Below are 16,495 nucleotides of genomic sequence, written 5' to 3'. Positions count from 1 at the left end.
CACAGGCTGGGTCCCTGGCATGATGCGCGGTCATGGGGACGAGAGACGACAGCGACGAGGCGTACGTCATTGACCTGTGCAACGAAGTGCTGGGGGAGACCGCGCAGACGCAGCACAAGTTCGACTGGCTTCAGGGAGATGTCGGTACGGCGGGCCGACGGGTCAAACTACCCGTCGATGCCTACTGGCCGGAGCATCAACTGGTGGTCGAGTACAGAGAGCTGCAGCATGACCGGCCTGTGCCGCATTTCGACAAGCCGGACAGGCTGACGGTCAGCGGTGTCCATCGAGGTGCGCAGCGGGCCCTGTACGACGCGCGACGTGACGTTGAGATCCCCGCGCACGGGCTCCGGCTGCTGGTCGTCCGCCCCGCCGACCTCGACGCGGACAGCCGTGGGCGTCTGCGCCGAAACGCGGAGGCCGACATCGCCGTATTGAGGAGGATCCTTGCGCGTGGCAGTGACGAGGACCGGGTCACGGATGCCTTCCGGGCCTGGCTGCTGACCGAAGGCTGGACACCGGTGACTCCGGCAGACCGTTGGACGGACATCGAAGCGGTACGCCAGAGTGAGCGTCTGGTCGGCGAAGTCAAGGGACGAACCAGTGAGAAGGGTGTCGACGTCGACATCGCCTATGGCCAGCTCCTGCGCCGTATGACCGGTGACCAACCGGACACGCGATACGCGCTGGTTCTCCCCACCGCGTCGGTCAAGGCCGCCGAGCGCGTTCCGCTGCACATACGACGACTACTGCGCGTCGACCTCTACGAGGTGACTGACGACAATCACGTGCGACGACTACATTCCGTGTAGCCGTTGCCTCTTGCGGCGACTCTCAGGTCACCGCCTCAGTGGAGAAGCGCTTCGGCTCCAGGAGCGCAGCGCGTGCACCGTCGAAGTCGGCGAGTCTCATCGACAACGTGGCCACGGCCAGCCGTTGTGGAAGCGCTGCCGAGAACTTGAGTCCACGTACTGCTCGGCGGTCGACGTCAGGGAGGACAAGCGCCGGGTCGGCCTGGACGGCGTCGATCGCGCTGCGCCACATGCTTGGGTTCAGATCCTCCCGTAGACGCAAGTAGCAGTCCGTCGGCCGCTGTACCGGGTCGGCGATCGACGCCAGCGTTGCGGACAGCGTCGCGTTGGCGCGGTATCCCGCCCACGTCCACCAGCGCACGTCGTTACCTTGCCGAGCCACCAGCGTTCCACCGGGGTGAACCACATGTGGCGCATCCTCATCGCGCCATTCCTGGAGGCAGACTTCGGCACGCCGGGTGAGCGAGACAGGAGGGTCTGCGCCCAGGAGGACATCCCGCATGGCGCGCGTCAGCGCATACGACAGGCCGGCGATTGTTCCTCCCGACCACTTGGCGACTCCGCCGCTCTCGACCGGTTCGACGAAGACACGTTTCCGGCCCCAGTCGATGAACGTCACTTGCCAGTTGCGGCCGGCCAGCAACAGTCGCCGTGGGCCCGGGCGTTCTTCGGTGAGCACGGAGGGATCCATCCGGCCGATCTCGGTACGTCCTGACAGCACGGTGAACTGAGGTGGCGCGGTGAAGGAGGCGGTCAGCTCGATGAAGTGCCGTCGCCCGAAACGGTGTTCGGCCTCAGGCCCGATGAACAGCATGCCGCCGTCGGTGTCCAGGAAACCCTGCTCGGTCAGGTGACGCAGGATGGGAGCGGCCGAACGGTCGAAGGGAGCGAGGCCGTTCCATTGGTCGGGCCAGAGCTGGTCGCCCAGCTTGTGTTCCTGGAGTGTGGTGGCGAGCAACTGCTGGGCGACGAGATGGCGCGGCTCGGGTGGCGGGACGACCGGTTCGACCCAGCCGCGGCTCCAGAGGAGAAGGAGACCGGCAGCCTGCAGCAGGGAGTCCTTGCGGGTGGCCAGGAACAGACAGTTTCGGGTGCTCCCCGCACGGCGCCCGGTGCGGCCGATGCGCTGGAGGAACGAGGCTACGGAGCCAGGTGAGTCGATTTGGACGACGCGGTCCAGGTCGCCGACATCGATGCCCAGTTCCAGGGTGGAGGTGGCGACGATGACGCAGTCGCGCGCCTCGGCGAAAGCCTGCTCGGACCGGGCCCGTTCGTCCGCCGAGAGCGAAGCGTGGGACAGGAACACCGTGACATCGCGCGCTCGGAGCGCGGCGCCCAGTTCCTCGACCTGTCGGCGGGAGTCACAGAACACCAGTCGTTTCTCGCCCTTGTGTAGGACTGAGAGAACCTTGGCCGCGTTGGAAAGGGAACCCACGTAGTCGAGTTCGATGTCGCCCGGAGGCGGCCCGGCCATGCCACTCCCGGTGCCCCCGTCGGACGCGTGGCTTGTGACGTCCGGGGCGACGACCCGTCCCGGACGTCGGCCGGCTCCTGACCCTTGCAGCCAGGCGAGCAGTTCCTTCGGATTCCCGACCGTCGCCGACAGTCCGATCCGCTGGATCGGACGCCCCGCGACCCGTTGCAGACGTTCGAGCACCGCCAGCAGGTGCCAGCCGCGGTCGTCGCCGGCGAACGCATGCACCTCGTCCACGACGACGACCCGGATCCCGCCCAGTAGGTGCGCGTGGTCGGTTTTCACCCCGATCAGCATCGCCTCCAGCGACTCGGGCGTCGTCAGGAGGATGTCGGGTCTCTCGGTACGGATGCGCTGGCGCTGGGACTCCTTCGTGTCCCCGTGCCACAGGGCCGCGCTGCGTCCGAGCCACTGCGCGTACGCGTCGACCCGGGTGACCAGGTTGTTGAGGAGCGCCTTGAGCGGGCAGAGGTAGAGGACCGAAGTGCCAGTCCAGCCTTGGGCGGACATGGCAGAGAGCACCGGCAGGCAGGCGGCCTCGGTCTTGCCGCCGGCCGTGGGCGCGAGCAGCACGGCGTCTTCACCGTCCATCACCGGATCGATCGAGGCCCGTTGCAGGGGCCGCAGGTCCGGCCAGCCCAGCGTGTTGACCACGTGATGCAGGATGACGGGGTCGAGCCGTTCGACGGGGTCCGCGGCCGATGTCATCACAACTCCAGGTCGATGTCGTCGGCTGCCGACGACGCGGCCAAGTTCCGCTCGACGTCGGTAAGTTCGCTGCTGCCCACCGTGAGCCGGTAGTGCTGCCGTGGGTCGAAATCCGGGAACTGGTCGATTCGGTCGAGGACGTCGCCGACCAGTTTCTTGAGGAAGAGCCGGGGTGCGACGCCCACTTTGCCGCCGAGGGCTCCGCCCACCGCGCGGGCGAGATCGGAGATGTAGGTGTCGTCCGCCAACGCTTTGATCCGGTCGGGAGAGTCCGCCCCGGACGCGTAGAGATCGCGAATGGTCACCCCGAGGCCGGTCAGCGACTCCAGGGTGAACCCCGACAGGCGCAACTGGACGGCGCGTGGGTTGTCGAATCGGGGATCGGTCGTGAAGTCCGTGGCGATCCGCTGGGCGAGCGGTGGGAGCCGCTGCACACCCTGTTGACCGTCGTAGAAGGCGGGTGTGCCGGTGATGACCAGATACAGGCCGGGGAACCGCCCGGAGTGGACTTCGTCGATCAGTTGCCGCAGCGAGTTGAGCGCCTTGTCGCGGGCGTCCGACCGCACTCTCTGCAGAGTCTCCACCTCGTCCAGCACGACGAACAGCCCCCGGTGGCCGGAGTCCCGCAGAACGGTGAGCAGCCCTTGCAGGAAGCCCAGTGCGCCGAAGTGGTCAAGGTCGCCGCGCACTCCTGCCGACCGGCGGGCCGCCGCCGCTACGTGGGGCTGCCCGCCGAGCCAGGCGAGGACGGCCGCCGCCGTCGACTCGTCGCCCTCGGCGAGCGCGGACCGGTATCCGCGCAGCGCGGCAGCGAAGGACGGGGCGTGCCGGGACACCTCGGTCAGCCGGGCGGTCAACAACTCCTCGACCGCGCCGCCCAGATCGTCCTCGTCCGCTCCCGCGGCGAGGGCGTCCTCCTCCAGGGCGTAGAACCAGGCGTCCACGACAGGACGGAGTGCGCTCGGCGGGAAGCTCGGGGTGGACAGTCGCTCGGTGAGGCGCCGGTAGACGGTCTCCAGCTTGTGCAGCGGGGTCTCCGTCTCCGAGATCTGGATCTCGGAGACAGCGAAGTTGCGTTGCTTGGCGCGCTCCCCGAGCCAGCGGGTGAAGAACGTCTTGCCGGAACCGTACTCACCCCGAACGGCCTTGAAGACCGAGGCACCGGAGGCGACCGCGTCGAGTTCCGCGTCCAGCGCGGACTCGAAACGGCCGAGGCCGGTGGCCAGGAGATCCAGGCCGCTCTCGGGCACCGCACCGCGTCGGAGCGCGTCGAGGGCGGTGCGCCGCCGGGCGGCGGAGACGGGAGAAGGGCGAGGGCCGGTCACCCGCTCATTGTCCCATCCGCGCTGCCCGGCTGACCGTGCTCAGAGATCACCTGCGACGGAGACTGCCGTATCCGAGGTTGCTCGTGAGGAAGGTGACGAAGTCGCTGCTCTTCGCGGTCTTGTCGGGCCCAGACCGGCTCTCTCGCTGGAATGCGTTGAATTGCTCCTGGAGCGACGTCCACAGCGATTCGAGGCGCGTGGACGTCGGGAAGACGCCCTCCCGGGCAGCGTTGTTCAGGGTTTCCGGCTTGCTGAACACACGGCCCACGAGGTCCACGGCGCCGAGCATGGCGAGATGGAAGCGGAGGTTGGTGTGCAGGGAACGGACGGCGGGATCCGATACCGACTGCAGATACTCGTCTACCTGGCGTTGCACTCTGGCCAGCCACAGGTAGACAGGGAGTTCCGTCTTCTCGGAGAAGACGCGGCGGTAGTCCGAGTCCGATTTCAGCAGGCTCGACGGGCGGGCGCGCGCGTAGTCGGGTTGTCCCAGAGCCATGGCCATCACGGACTGTGCGAGCAGCGGGATGCTGACGATACGGTTGGTCGACTTGCCCTGGTTCCGGTAGAAGTTCTTGCGCCGGTCGTAGAACCAGTCGTGTTCGAGGAAGTACGACTCGATCTGCCGCTGGATGTCGTCCGTGGCCCGGAGTGAGGCGACCGGCACGCTGGTCTGCCGGTTGGTGGCGCGGATGACGGAGTCACGGGCCGCCTGATCCACGGTGACGAGAATGCGCACCTGTACGAGCCGGTCGAAGACGGCGTCGGTGGGATCGGCGGCATAGAGGTCGTGGAGTGTCTCGTGGAGCGTGTACGACGTCTGGAGACCGTTGACGATCTGCACGTCGGAGAGGCTGAGTCGTTTTCCGACCGAGGTCGCCTGCGAGCACACGATGGTGATGCCGTTGTTGAGCCACCAGAATTCGGGTGCTTCCGGGTTCTGGAGAGATGCTGTGATCTCCCGGTTCACCTCGACGTTTCCCTGGTAGTCACGGACGTTCCAGTCGAAGATGTGGGACTTGATCGCCCCGGTCTCGTCGCTGAGGAAGTCGATGTACTCGCCCAGCGAGACGAGGGCGATATGGCTCGTCCCGTGCGTGATGCTCTCCCGGTAGGGAAGCTCCAGGGTGTACGAGGGGAGGGTGCTGGCCCGCTTCCAGAGTTCCGCGGGGCCCAGGAACTCGACCTCGCCGGTGGAGACGGCGAAGGCGTTGGAGAACTGTGCCTCCAGGATCTTGGCCTTCGCCTGGACCTTGGGATGCACTTCGCTCGCGTCGCCGCGCGTCACGTACGAGAACTTGATCAGGACGGTCGGATGACGGCTGAGGAGCCGCAGCAGCGCTGTCCTGAACAATCTGAAGCGGACGAGCAGGTCTTCCGTGTAGAGGATCCCGACGGTGGCCTCGTCGACCTCCATGTCCAGGAGGTTCGTGCAGGTGGACGCCACCTTGTCGAGGGCCACCTCGGAAAAGCCGGGGCTCGTCTTGGCCTGGACGAGCCAGAGCGTCAGCTGGGTCCCCTGCTCCACGTTCGAGACGGCCGAGGTCTGCTGAAGGATCTCGCTGTCCTCGTGCAGGAGCCGACCACCGAGGAAGACGTACACCCCGTCGATGCCACCGTCGTTCGCCCCGCCGATCACACCGGCTTCGATCTCCTCCTCCGAGAGACCGAAGCCGTGCAGCGCGTGTTCGCTCGCAAACCTCTCGAAGGCCGCGTCGAACGAGAGGGGGACGGCGCGGGCGTTGCGACGCTCCTCGATCATCTGGTTGATTAACACACGGTCGTTGGCGCTCATGGCTCCCGGCTCATCGGTGGGCGACAGAACTGATGGAACGTCAGGTCAGGTCGAACTGCATGCGGAGCAGGGAGAGATCGAGGCGGACGGTCCGACCGTCCGGCAGGGTCTCCAGGACCTGCACTCCGTCGTAGTTGAGCAGTTGGCGCAGGATGGCCGCGAACCCGTCGGCCCGGGTGGTCGGGTAGGACACGCGCTGGGCGAGGGCCGTCACCGGGAGGGTGCCTCCGGCGTCGAGCAGGGCCCGGATGGCTCCTTCCACCTTGTCCATGGGCGGTTTGCGTGCGAGCAGCCCGATCTGCCCCTGGAACGCCTCCGAGGCGAAGAGGCCCGAGACGAGGGTGTCGTCGGGGTCGACGACGGTGGCCGTCACCAGCGTCTCCGCGTTGTCGGACGCTGGGACGACGGCGACATCGAACAACGAGTCGTGCGTACGCGCGAGTTGGACCTGGACCTTCGTCGGCTTCTGCCGCGCCGGCCGCTTCGCGGTGGACGCCGGGGCGGGTTGGACGCTGGCGGTGTACGACGCGGGCTCCTCCAACAGCCACCAGGTTGGTCGCGGATCCCCCAACTCCCGCCAGGCCGGAGGAGGGGGAGCCCCGAACGGCAGGAGAGCCAGGACCGGAATCGTGAACTCGGCGAGGGACGCCCCGCCGTGGTAGCCGGCCTTGCGAGCCGTGTACCGGGAGTCGGCGTCCCACAGGGCTACGATCGAGCCTCCCGGCTGCGGCGCGACCACCCGGGTGCCGCGCAGCGCGACCTCGGCGGGGCCCGTCTTGCCGTCCGGGGCGCGGTGCCGGGCGGACAGCGGTGAGCCGGTGTCCACCTTCAGCCCGTGCCGGTCGACGACATGCCCGTGGTCGCTCGTGATGACCACGGCCATCCCCTGCGAGGCGGCGAGCCTCAGCAGATCCGGCAGGCCCGGGATGTGCACGGCCCGCCAGGCCCCGTCACCCAGCTTCTGTTCCTTCGCGAGCCGGTCGTCGATCGCGTTGAGGACGACCGCGACATGCGTACGGCCGTCCATGAGCGCCTCGGTGAGCACGGGCCCGAACGTGTCGCCCGCGCTGTCGGCCCGCAGGTCGTCCTTGTGGAACACGGCTGCAGGCGCCCCGGCCCAGAGCGGGAGGGCGGGGAACAGTTGTGTCTCGTCGTTCTGCGATCCCTGCGTCAGCCTGCCCGCGAACAGTGAAGTACGGGACACGGCGGTGAGGGTGGGCAGAGCCGCGGCCATGGCACGGCGTCGCGGACGTTTCCCCTCCTCGGTCACCGGATCGAACTCGGCCCAGGAAGCGCGCAGTTCCTCACCCAGCTCGGTGGCGATGGCCGCGCTCATACCGTCCAGGACGATCAGCAGCACGCGCCGGTCGGTGCCTCGCACCACCGGTTTCACCACCCGCTCCAGGAATGTCTCCACCGTCAACATCCCGCCGGGATCGGTGCCTGCCGCGGTCCATGTAGCCAGAACGCCGACAAAGTCGCGGTCGATCGCGTGCCGGCGTTCCCGTACGCGCTCGGCCAGCGCATCGTAGGCGGCCTTCAGCCGGTCGTCGGGGTCCCCTCCGGCCTCGATGTGTTCCAGGGCCCGGTCGACCCACGCGGTCTCGTCGACATGGCGCTTTATGGCCGCACCGACATGGGACGCCTCCGTCGTCGGCTCGGTGGCCAACCACTGGACGAGCCGCTGCGCCATGCGGGTCCGCTCGATCCGCGACTGGATCTCCGTTCCTTGTGCGCGCCGGTGTTCGCTCAAGGAACGGACGGCGATGTCGAGCGGTCCGGGCTCACCAGCTGCGAGGGCGGTCCCGACAGCGGCGAACCTGGCGTCGAGGCCGGCCGGCAGGAGGGGGCTGTTCCTCGCGGCGGCTTCCGCGCCGAACTGACGGACCAGCGCCGAGGCACGCTCCAGCACCGTGTCGCCGGCCCGGCGGGCCTCGCGGGCTTCTTCCGGGCCTGCGACACCGGCCCTGGCGGCTGCGGCGAGAAGCGTGCCGACGTAGTCCTCCGAGGCCCGGCCGAAAGCGGCAGCCATGGCGTCGAGTTGCTCACCCCGCGCCGGGGGGCGCTCCCCGAACCAGCGCTCCGCGCGACCGCGTGCCGTGTAGACGGTCGCGTCCGGTTCGGCATGGCACCACAGCGCGGCGCAGACGAGCCCGAAGGCCACCGCGTCCGGTCCGTGCTCGGCCTCGACGAGGGCCAGGAGCGCCCGCCCCGCGAGTCCGGCCCGGTCGTCCTCACCGAGGAACTCCGCCAGGCCGCCGCGTTCGGGGCCACGCAGTGCCAGGAAGCGCTCCGGCCGACCCGGGAGCAGGGACCAGCCGAGCAGCGCATGGGTGTCCAGCCTGTCGGCGGACGTGGTGTGGTCCTGCCGGGCCGACTCGTCCTCGTAACTGCCCAGCCTCAGGCGGCGCAGCGCGAGCGCGGACAGGGCCGTGCCGCGAGACAGGATGCCGCCCCCCAGCCGGGGCCAGCCACCTCTCGGCGGTGCCGCGTCCAGCAGGGCTTCCGCGGCCCATTTGTCGTCCCTGAGCCGCTGGTCGACCTGGTGCGCGCCGAACGCGTCACGCACCACGTCCCAACTGTCCACCGTGTCGATGCGCTTCTTGTGGGCGCGGGCCAGGATGGCGGGGTCGAGTTCGTTCTGTTCGCGGTCGGTCAGGACGACAAGCAGGGTCGGGCCGGTCGCCGTGCCCGACAGGTGGCCGAGCAGCAGTTCGTGCACGGCGAGCGGGGAGGGCGCCGCGGCGATCCGGGCCGACAGCCCGTCGCCCCAGGCGTATTCGGCGGGTCCGTCCCACCGCGGCGACGAGCGCAGCAGCACGGCCCGCCGCTGGTCCTGGCCCGCGAGCGCGTCGGCCAGCGAACTCTGGGTCGACAGGTACTGGGTGATCGTCGCGAGGTTCAGCCGTACCGCCACCGTGCTGGTCGTCGCCGTGCTCATCCTTCGACGACCTGCCAGGTGAACGCGACCTGAGCACCGGGTTCGCGGGCCGCCAACTCGGCGATCTCCGCCTGCAGTTCGGCCACTGCCCTGGACGCGGTCGTCCGTCCGCCGCCGGAGCGTCTCACCCGCCCCGGGGTGGACGGGCCCGGGCTCGGTGTCTGATCGGGCACGGCCGGATGACTCGTCGCCGTGTCGAGCGGTACGTCACTGGGCCCCGGGGCTGGGGCCGGGGGAGCGGGCGGCGGAGTCGGCGTCGCACGGTTGCGCTTCAGCAGCGCCAGCACCTCGCGCTGCGTGCGAACCAGCGCCTCCTTCAGGTCGTTGGTCCGCTGGTCGCTCTGCGCGGCGTTGCGCAGGGACTCCAACAGCGCCTCGCCCTCGGGTCCCTCTGAGGTGGCCAGGTCGAGGGTGGTCCACGACGTCGAATCCAGCGCCTGCGCCACCGTGCGGGCCTGCTTGACCGAGGTCCCGAACCGGTCCGCGCCGACCTCCCCGAAGTCGAAGGCGGCCAGAGCCTCGACGGTCTTCCGGGCTCCGGCGGCACCCTGACCGGCGGAGCGTGTGAGTTCCTGGAGCAGTTCTACTGCCCGCCGCGCGAGGGCGAGGCGCCCGCCCTCGGCGGTCTCGTCGAGGTGGAGGAAGCCGACGTGCCGCTCCAGTTGGGTCACCAACTCGCGGGCAGCCTCCAGGTGGGCGCCTGCCTGCTGGGCGATCTGCCGGGCGAGCTGGTTGACCATACGGCCACGCCGCAGCGTGGGGGCCGGCTCGCCGAACACCGCCGTGAACCGCTGGCGGGCAGTCGACCAGTCCTCCTCGGACGGCAGCGGCTGGCTGCGCAGCGCGTCATGGTCCTTGATCTCGTTCAGGGCGGGCGCCGGGTCGAGGGGGGTACCCGCGCGCACCCACACCCGGTCGTCCATCTCGGCGAACGAGGCCACGACGAGCCGGGCGAGGAAACCGGGCAGGCCGCGAGGTGTCGGCCGGTCCGTCCAGTCGGTGAGGGTGATCAGGCTGAGGTCGCCGGTCACGCCCTGCCCGCTGGCGAGCTGCCGGAAGTGGTCCGTCCAGTACTGCGACAGCTCGAAGTAGGCCTCCTTCTGCTGTCCCAGCCGTAGCGGAGTGGCTACCCGGCGCATCAGATTCCGGTCGGGGGCGGGGACTTCGGCGCGCCCGTCGCGGGCCTCGGCGGCGGCCCGTACGTGTGTGAAGACCTTTCGGGCGTCGGCAGGCTTTACGACCGTGCCGGTGTTGTCGGGGTCGAGGTTCGGGTGGTCCGGGTACTGGCTCGCGAGCAACTTGTCGGCGATGTGCCGGATACCGTCCCGCATCGATTGGCCGATGGACAGGATCAACCCCTCGACCTCGCGCAGCGACTCCAGATGGTCGCCGAAGCCCAGCTCCACATCGGTGGCCTTCTTGTCCGCGAGGCCGTATGCCTGCTTGAAGGCCGCCTTCACGTTCTTGAGCAGTGACTCCCGCTGGGTCTCCAGAAGTCCCTTGGCGCGGGCCCGGTTGTCGGGGCTCAGATGGCCCGCGTACTGGCCGTCGAACCGCTGGCTGTCGGAGAGCGCCTTGTCGATGACGACGAGGCGGCGGAAGTCGGCGTACCGCTGGCTGGAGAGGTGGGTCGGCAGCCACGCGACGCTGCGGGACGGCTCGCCCTGCCGTTCACGCAGCCGCTGCATCCGGTTGGCGTCCTCGCGCGGCCCCCACTCGCTCTCGTCGAAGGGGAGGTCGATCACGATCCGCCAGTGCCCGTCCTGCTGGGGCATGAGGTCGTGGTCCGGCAGCGCGTCCTCGTCGGCGACATTGCCGAACACCACCTCGACGCTGCGGTCGGTGCCGCGCCACGCGAAGTGCAGCTCGTTGATCAACTGCGACTGGTCGATGCCGAGTTCCTCGACGAGGAGCCGTTTGGCGAGGGCCTCGCGGTTGCCCGGGTTGTCGTTGACGTTGGCGTTGGCGATCACCGAGTCGACGTCGACACCGGACAGTTCGAGCCGGACACCAGGGTTGGCCTCGGTGCCGGTCTCCTTGATCTCGGGGAAGCGGCCCGCCCACTCGGCGACCTTGTTCTTCAGGATGCCGTACTCGCGGCCGGGGATCGGGGCGACCACCGACCCGTAGTTGAGGGCGGACAGGCGGCGGATGGTCAGGTCGGACAGAGCGGGGACGCTCGGGGCTAGCGCCGACAACAGCAGCGTGCCGACGATCCGGTTGTCACCGACGAACTGCCTGATCCGGGCGCGCAGTTCGGGGTCGGTGACGCTGTCGGGCCGGTGGGCGTACTGCTCGATGTTCTCCTCCGTCACGTTGTGCGTGAGCAGGAGGTAAGGCCGCAGCTTGGTCCGGTACAACTTGTCGGCGGCTTCGAAGACCACCTTCAGGCTGTCGGTGAACGGCTTGTCGCCGCCCGCCGTGATCAGTGGGTACAAGTCGCCGACCGGGATCAGGTCACCCAGCCGCAGCTCGGCGCGGTGGGCGGCGAGCAACTGCCCCATCAGCTTCATACCGGTTCGGTTGCGCTGGAGCGCCGACGACACGTGGACGAGGGTGTCCATGAACGCCGGCGAGAAGGGGTACGTCAGCCGGAAGCTCTCCTCGTCGGCGCCGATGCCGTCGGCGCCACGGTCGGAGCCCAGGAGCGTGTCCCATACCTCCTGACGGATCCTGCGGGTCTTCTCGAACTCGGCGTCGACGAGTGCGGCGGACGCGTCGTCCTTGGGCTTGAGGAGGCGGGCGTGGGCGACCTGGGGGAGGTTGCGGTCCTCCAACGTGATCTTGTCGAACCGGCCCGAGGCCAGGTTGAGCGTGTCCTGGATGGACGCCTCGGCCGCACCCGACACCTCCTCGCCGACCAGCTCGCGCAGGTCGCGCTGACGGGCGATGAACGAGATCACCGGGACGGCCCGACGGGCGTCGCCGCCCTCCACGAAGTTGGTGATCTTGCCGGCTTCCTTGGCCACGAACTTCTGGTCGTGGATGAGGGTCGCGAGCCAGAGGATCAGCTCGTCCATGAACAGGATCAGCCCGTCGTAGCCAAGCGACTTGGCGTGCTCGGCGATCACGGACAGACCGGCGTCCAGCGAGACGAACCCGTGCTCGTCCTCGGCAGCGTTCTTCGCGAAGCCCGGCAGCAGGTGCGTGCTCGCGTCCTGCACCAGCCGCGCCCGCAGCTCGGCCGGCGTCGACGGGCTGACCAGGTTGAGTGCCTGGCCGCCCTCGTGGACCTCCTCGGCGGCGAGGGCCGTGTCGAGCAGCTCAGGTGTCCAGCCGAACGCCTCGCCCCACTCGTCCTCCTCGCCGTCCGAGCCGTCGCCGTCCGCCGAGGTGAGGCCGCCGATCACCGCCTGGTCGCCCATGCGGGACCGCATCGCCCGGATGTCGTCGAACAGCGCGTCCGTCCGGTACACCTGTGGCGTCGGAGCCTCCGGGTGCAGCTTCTTGACATGACTGACGTACCCGCCGAGGACCCGCTGCTCCAGGGCCTTCGCCCCGAGCATGTGGTACGGCACCAGCAGGAATCGCTTCCCCTCCGTGCCGAGCCACTCGTGCTTGGTGAGCACCGGGTCGAGGTCCGTCCGCGCGCGGGCCGCCGGGGCCCCGCTGAGCAGGGCGTGCAGCACCGCCATGAAGTGCGACTTACCGGAACCGAACGACCCGTGCAGGTAGGACGCCTTCGAGGTGTGCCCGTCGAGCGCGGACCGGATCAGCCCGAGCGCCTCGTCGAAGTTCTCCAACAGCCGTTCCGTGACCACGTAGTCCCGCAGCGCGCGCTCCGCACCTTCGGGAGTCGTGGCCTCCGAAAGCTGGAGGACGAAGTCCGAGGTGGAGATGGACTCCTTGATGTCGATGACATCGCGGAGGAGGGGCGGCTGCTGGGCCATGAACAATCACTCTCCGACGGGCGGCTGCGCGGGCTCATCCGATCGTATGGCGTACCACTGACAACGGATAACCACTTTTCGCACACGCGCGACTACACGAGGACGGGCGCCTCCACGCCGGTCGCCGGATGCACGAGCGAGCGCAGCTTGTCGCGCGTCTCCGGATCCGTCGAGTAGATGATCGTGCCGACCATGCCCCGCGTCAGCAGCACCTTGTATGTGTTGCGGATCAGCTGGTCGATCTCACTGTCCGGCGTCGCCTTCGTGAAGATCGGATCCTTCGAAGCCGTACGGTCCACGACCCACCGATCCGTACGCCACACCAGGTCGGGCCCGATGATCACGCCTGACCAGTCGTATTCGAAGCCCTGCGCGGTGTAGACGCAGCCGACCTGCCCGAAACCATCCGGGTCGGTGGCCCACAGGGGCGCGGGCGGAGCACCGAGTACGGACCGCTCGCCGTACACGTTCCAGGGCCGCGCCCACTGCCCGATGACGACGTCGGCGGGCAGCTCGGTCATGTCCGGGGTGACCTTGGTGGTCCACTTCCAGCAGTAGCCGGCCGACATCCGCGCGCCGTAACCGTCCGCCCGGCGCGCGACGAGGAAGTCCTCCAGCTCCTGCGGGCTCTCGGCGGTCCGCAAGTCCAACTTGCCGTCAGGCTCCCACGGGTTGGGCGTGCCGCCCTCCAGCCCGAGCAGGTCGACGACCCACTTCTCGTAGGCGTCACTGCCGCCGCACCGGAACTGCCCGTCCAGTTCGATGACCGTGCATTCGAGTCCCTGCGCGGCAGCGGCCCGCTTGATCTCAGCCTTCGTCCCCATCTCGCCGGGTCGCACCACCTGGTGCTGGTCGAGCAGGAACACCGGCACCCGGGCCGCGTCGATCAACTCCGCCACCTGCGGTCGGCCTGTGCGCAGTTCAGCCTTGGTGTAGCGATTGGCGGAGGTCTTGCGCAGGCGGTGGGCCTCGTCGCAGATCAGTACGTCGAGGTCGTTGGGCTCGGCGGCCATGAAGCTGTTGAAGTACATGAACAGCTTCTGCACAGCGGGCTTCCGGGCCCCGGCGACCTTGCGCATGGTCTTGGTGAACGACGCGGACCCGGTGGCGTGCAGAGCGGTCACGCCCTGCCGGTACAACTCACCGAGCAGCGACAGCGCGACCACGCTCTTGCCGGAACCGGGCCCGCCGGTCACGATGACAACCTGCTTGTGGTTGGACCGCTTCGCCTTGCGTACGGCGGACATGACGTGCTCGTAGGCGACCCGCTGTTCGGCGAGGAGGATGAACTGCTCGCGGTCGCGGATTTCGGCCGCAGCGACGGCCATCAGTTGCTTCGACGGCCGGATCTTGCCGGCGAGCAGCATGTCCGCCGCCTCCGCGCCGGGCTTCGCGGCGAGCCGTGAACGCAGGAAGTCCAGGAAGGCGCCGCGCTGTTCACCGGTGTACATCCGGCCGTGCTGGTCCTCCTTCACGCTCCGCAGACCCGCGATGCGGGATTCGGCGGCGTTGTGCAGGAACGCCACTCCGGCGAGGGCCTTCGGCATCCGTTCCAGGGCGCCGTTGAACGACAGCAGGTATTCGCAGTAGCCCCGGACCTGCTCGATCGGGTTGAGCACGGCGTCCGGGTACGCGTCGATGCGGCACAGCAGCGGCTCGTCCTCCTCCGGGTAGGCCGCGCTCCACTGCTTCAACTCGACGATGACGTACGACGGTTCGCCCGTGGTCGGGTGTACGCCCGCGAGTACGGCGTCGGCGCGCTTGCTGGTGAGCGGCAGGCTGTACTCGATGAGAACCTCGACGTCACCGAGCCCGGCGTCCATGAGGGCGTTGACGAGAGCCGGGAGGCTGCGTTCCCAGGACCTGATCTCCGACTGCCCGGCGCTCCTGCCGTGCAGGTGACGGAAGTTCTCGGTCAGATGCAGCGCCAGTGACCCTTCGAGGATACGGGTGGCCACGGACGCCGCGGACTCACGGAACAGCAAGGAAATGCCCCCAGGCAGCACGAAGAAGACTCGTGCGGGTGGGGGCATGTCCTTCGGTGTCCGCCGCGCGCCGCGGGGGCGGGGCGGATTAGGAAGCCCGTCGGGCCGCTGAGATTGGTTCTCGACATCCTAGGTGAGGGCGTTGATCACGGGGAGGCGATTAGTGCGGAGTCGGCCATGACGGGGTGGTGGGTGGGTGTCGGGGCGGTGCGGCTTCGGATGGGTCGGATGTGGAGTGGTGCCGTCATCTCGGCTGCCTGCTGCGGGAGTTGACGTCGGCGACGAGGTCGCTCAGCAACTCGGCCTGGGTGAGGGGGCGGAGGTCGGTTCCGCTGATTCCGAGACCCGGTTGTGCTGGGTGAATTACCCTGCGTAGTCCGGCTGTTACGAGAATGCGGCCGGAAGTGGGCAGCCGAGTTGTGGGCGGGGCGGTGGTTCCCCGTCGCGCTCAGGTGGTTCCACACGTTCCACCTCGCTCACGTGCATGTCCCGGAGGAAGTGGTATGCCGCAACGACGCGTCATCACCGGCCGCAGCCAGGAACCCCGTCAACGGTTCGCCGAGGAGTTGCGGAGGCTACGGGCTGCGAGCGGGCTGAGCTTGCGGGCGCTCGGTGAACGGCTGGGCTGGGACGCGTCGTTGTTCGGCAAGATGGAGAACGGCGAGACGCTCGGCAGCTCGGAGGTCGTTCAGGCCCTCGACACGCACTACGAGACGCCGGGGTTGTTGCTGGCGTTGTGGGAGTTGGCCGTCGGGGACCATACGCAGTTCCGCGAGCGGTACCGGCGGTACATGGCGTTGGAGGCGGAGGCGGTGAGCTTGTGGCACTTCGCAGTGAGCGTGCTGCCGGGGTTGTTGCAGACGCCGGGGTACGCGCGGGAGATGCTGACGGTGGGCGGGCTTGAGGGGAAGGAGCTTGAGCAGCAGGTCGAGGCGCGGATGGGGAGGCGGGAGTTGTTGGAGGGGAAGGGTGCGCCGCCGTTTCGGACGATCCTGTCCGAGGCAGTGTTGCGGACGCCCTTGAGGGATGTGGGGGAGTGGCGAGGGCAGTTGGAGTACGTGGTGGCCGTCGCGGAGCGTCCTAATGTGACGATGCAGGTGCTTCCCCTGAGCGCCGGGCTGCATGGCTTGATGAACGCCACCGTGATGTTCCTGCGGCTGGCGAACGGAAGTACGGTGGCTTACACGGAGAACGGCTACGAAGGCGATCTCATTGAGGAGAACGCTCCGGTTGAGCGTTTGCAGCGTGGGTACGATGCGATGCGCGATCTGGCGTTGTCTCCGGCTGACTCGTGGAAGTTCGTCTTGGCCACGTTGGAGGAAGTGCTGTGCGACCCATTGACCTGAGTGCCGCAGCTTGGCGCAAGAGCAGCTACAGCAATCAGGACGGAGGCGAGTGCGTCGAGGTTTCTGACGGCTTTGCTGCCGTTGTTCCGGTACGGGACAGCAAGGTTTCCCACGGGCCAGTGCTCATGTTCCCTGCTGGCGGGTGGACGTCCTTCGTTTCGGCAATCAGGAACGCGCAGTTGAGCGACTGATCAGGCAAGGCAACGGCCCCGCGATCTG

At 68.4% G+C, this 16,495-nt stretch carries 9 protein-coding genes; 3 read left to right on the top strand and 6 right to left on the bottom strand.

Translation table 11 applies throughout. The features are described 5' to 3' along the window. Nucleotides 1–32: 32 nt before the first annotated feature. Nucleotides 33–812 carry a hypothetical protein gene (locus ACWIHT_RS11450; RefSeq protein WP_456166864.1) on the top strand — a complete coding sequence of 260 codons (780 nt, stop codon included), beginning with the start codon at nucleotides 33–35 and terminating at the stop codon, nucleotides 810–812. Between the two features lie 22 nt (nucleotides 813–834). On the opposite strand, the gene ACWIHT_RS11445 is transcribed toward ACWIHT_RS11450, so the two are convergent. The 6 genes from ACWIHT_RS11445 to ACWIHT_RS11420 all read right to left on the bottom strand — a co-directional run bounded on the left by ACWIHT_RS11445 (nucleotide 835) and on the right by ACWIHT_RS11420 (nucleotide 14,978). After that, the gene (locus ACWIHT_RS11445; protein ID WP_456166862.1) at nucleotides 835–2,994 is read right to left on the bottom strand and encodes a DEAD/DEAH box helicase; all 2,160 of its coding nucleotides are present in this window, start codon (nucleotides 2,992–2,994) and stop codon (nucleotides 835–837) included. Next, nucleotides 2,994–4,319, bottom strand: a complete 1,326-nt coding sequence (gene brxD / locus ACWIHT_RS11440) for a BREX system ATP-binding protein BrxD (RefSeq protein WP_456166860.1) — start codon at nucleotides 4,317–4,319, stop codon at nucleotides 2,994–2,996. The genes ACWIHT_RS11445 and brxD overlap by 1 nt, the downstream gene beginning before the upstream one ends. Nucleotides 4,320–4,365: 46 nt before the next feature. Continuing rightward, the gene (locus ACWIHT_RS11435) at nucleotides 4,366–6,114 is read right to left on the bottom strand and encodes an AIPR family protein (RefSeq protein WP_456166858.1); all 1,749 of its coding nucleotides are present in this window, start codon (nucleotides 6,112–6,114) and stop codon (nucleotides 4,366–4,368) included. A gap of 40 nt (nucleotides 6,115–6,154) precedes the next feature. After that, on the bottom strand, nucleotides 6,155–9,055 hold the full coding sequence (gene pglZ / locus ACWIHT_RS11430; RefSeq protein WP_456166856.1) for a BREX-2 system phosphatase PglZ: 2,901 nt from the start codon (nucleotides 9,053–9,055) through the stop codon (nucleotides 6,155–6,157). Then, nucleotides 9,052–12,945, bottom strand: coding sequence for a BREX-2 system ATPase PglY (gene pglY / locus ACWIHT_RS11425; protein ID WP_456166854.1), 3,894 nt, complete (start codon nucleotides 12,943–12,945; stop codon nucleotides 9,052–9,054). Before pglY ends, pglZ begins: the two co-directional genes overlap by 4 nt. Nucleotides 12,946–13,037: 92 nt before the next feature. After that, a complete protein-coding gene (locus ACWIHT_RS11420; protein ID WP_456166852.1) occupies nucleotides 13,038–14,978 on the bottom strand; it encodes a DNA/RNA helicase domain-containing protein in 1,941 nt (646 codons plus the stop codon). Between the two features lie 455 nt (nucleotides 14,979–15,433). Between ACWIHT_RS11420 and ACWIHT_RS11415 the strand changes: the two genes are divergently transcribed. Together ACWIHT_RS11415 and ACWIHT_RS11410 are read left to right on the top strand one after the other, a co-directional pair. Continuing rightward, a complete protein-coding gene (locus ACWIHT_RS11415) occupies nucleotides 15,434–16,276 on the top strand; it encodes a helix-turn-helix domain-containing protein (protein WP_456166850.1) in 843 nt (280 codons plus the stop codon). Then, on the top strand, nucleotides 16,258–16,467 hold the full coding sequence (locus ACWIHT_RS11410; RefSeq protein ID WP_456166848.1) for a DUF397 domain-containing protein: 210 nt from the start codon (nucleotides 16,258–16,260) through the stop codon (nucleotides 16,465–16,467). Before ACWIHT_RS11415 ends, ACWIHT_RS11410 begins: the two co-directional genes overlap by 19 nt. Nucleotides 16,468–16,495 lie beyond the last annotated feature (28 nt).

The sequence above is a fragment of the Streptomyces sp. NPDC002276 genome, assembly GCF_053891435.1.
This window is presented reverse-complemented; position numbering and strand designations above follow the sequence as displayed.

What these genes read in the sequence shown, in the direction of transcription:
- ACWIHT_RS11450 (WP_456166864.1), top strand. Translation starts at nt 33, where the DNA reads ATGGGGACGAGAGACGACAGCGACGAGGCGTACGTCATTGACCTGTGC.
- ACWIHT_RS11445 (WP_456166862.1), bottom strand. Translation starts at nt 2,994, where the DNA reads ATGACATCGGCCGCGGACCCCGTCGAACGGCTCGACCCCGTCATCCTG.
- ACWIHT_RS11435 (WP_456166858.1), bottom strand. Translation starts at nt 6,114, where the DNA reads ATGAGCGCCAACGACCGTGTGTTAATCAACCAGATGATCGAGGAGCGT.
- pglZ (WP_456166856.1), bottom strand. Translation starts at nt 9,055, where the DNA reads ATGAGCACGGCGACGACCAGCACGGTGGCGGTACGGCTGAACCTCGCG.
- pglY (WP_456166854.1), bottom strand. Translation starts at nt 12,945, where the DNA reads ATGGCCCAGCAGCCGCCCCTCCTCCGCGATGTCATCGACATCAAGGAG.
- ACWIHT_RS11420 (WP_456166852.1), bottom strand. Translation starts at nt 14,978, where the DNA reads ATGCCCCCACCCGCACGAGTCTTCTTCGTGCTGCCTGGGGGCATTTCC.
- ACWIHT_RS11415 (WP_456166850.1), top strand. Translation starts at nt 15,434, where the DNA reads ATGCCGCAACGACGCGTCATCACCGGCCGCAGCCAGGAACCCCGTCAA.